Raw genomic sequence first — 1,014 nt, 5'->3', positions numbered from 1 at the left:
TACGCATGATCTTTTAGCCAATGCAGCGCATCATAGTCGATGTTTTCAAACTCATATGTGATGATATCGCTGATTTCAGCCAATTTTCGAATCGCTTCACGGTCATTATAATGAGCGGTAATTTCGATATCCGCAACCTGCCCGCACGGCGAATCTTTCACCGGATCAACGACCGCGACTTTATACCCCATTTGTTTGGCGGACACAGCCATCATTTTCCCAAGCTGGCCGCCGCCGATAATGCCGATTACAGCTCCCGGATAGATGATTTGTTTAGACAAGCCGATCACTGCTTTCTAACACTGTCTGTTTTGTATTTTCTCTTCTCTCATCCAGCTTACGGGCAAGGTCTTCGTCAAATGCTGACAAAATTTGCGCCGCTAACAGGCCTGCGTTCACAGCACCCGCTTTGCCGATGGATGTTGTCGCAACAGGCACGCCTCCAGGCATTTGGACGATGGAAAGAAGTGAATCCATTCCGTTCAGCGCCTTAGACTGAACCGGAACTCCAATGACTGGCAGTGTTGTTTTCGCAGCCGTCATCCCTGGCAGATGCGCCGCTCCTCCGGCACCGGCAATAATCACCTTGATGCCTCTTTCTCTAGCAGTTTCAGCATATTCAAACATGAAATCAGGCGTCCGGTGAGCGGAAACGACCTTTTTTTCGTACGGAACATTGAGTTCGTCAAGTATGTCGCATGCGTGTTTCATTGTCTCCCAATCGGAAGTGCTTCCCATGATGATTCCTACCAGCGGCTGCATTCTGTTCCCCACCTTCTAATGCTTTTGTTTTCAGAAAATAAAAAATACCCGCTCTGCATTGCACTTATGAGGAAGCAATACAAACCGGGCATGGTACATGTATCGTCAGTCGTTCGCTTCTGCGATATATCCATGTCAGTTTTATCGATCACTTTCCTGCATAGTCCGGCAATTTACGGTTGCCGGGTAGAAACTTATGGGCCATATTCCCAAGATTATATGAGGTCGTGTTTTGATTTCATGTTTATCTTA

2 protein-coding genes and 1 riboswitch are annotated in these 1,014 nt (G+C 47.1%); both genes read right to left on the bottom strand.

All coding sequences use genetic code 11. The annotated features are described in order from the left end of the window. The coding region (locus ACWHAR_RS23400) for an NAD(P)-dependent oxidoreductase (RefSeq protein ID WP_452087990.1) at positions 1-281 on the bottom strand (281 nt) is incomplete at its 3' end. Next, positions 274-762 carry a 5-(carboxyamino)imidazole ribonucleotide mutase gene (gene purE / locus ACWHAR_RS23395; protein WP_041056904.1) on the bottom strand — a complete coding sequence of 163 codons (489 nt, stop codon included), beginning with the start codon at positions 760-762 and terminating at the stop codon, positions 274-276. The genes ACWHAR_RS23400 and purE, both read right to left, overlap by 8 nt. Positions 763-903: 141 nt before the next feature. Continuing rightward, a riboswitch (purine riboswitch) is annotated at positions 904-1,005 on the bottom strand. Positions 1,006-1,014: the final 9 nt, after the last annotated feature.

The organism is Bacillus sp. LR--39, from assembly GCF_053613335.1.
The sequence above is the reverse complement of the archived record's forward strand: the minus strand, read 5'-3'. Positions and strand labels throughout refer to the sequence as shown.

Bases quoted from the DNA above. Each gene is read 5' to 3' on its own strand.
- purE (WP_041056904.1), bottom strand. From the start codon at position 762: ATGCAGCCGCTGGTAGGAATCATCATGGGAAGCACTTCCGATTGGGAG.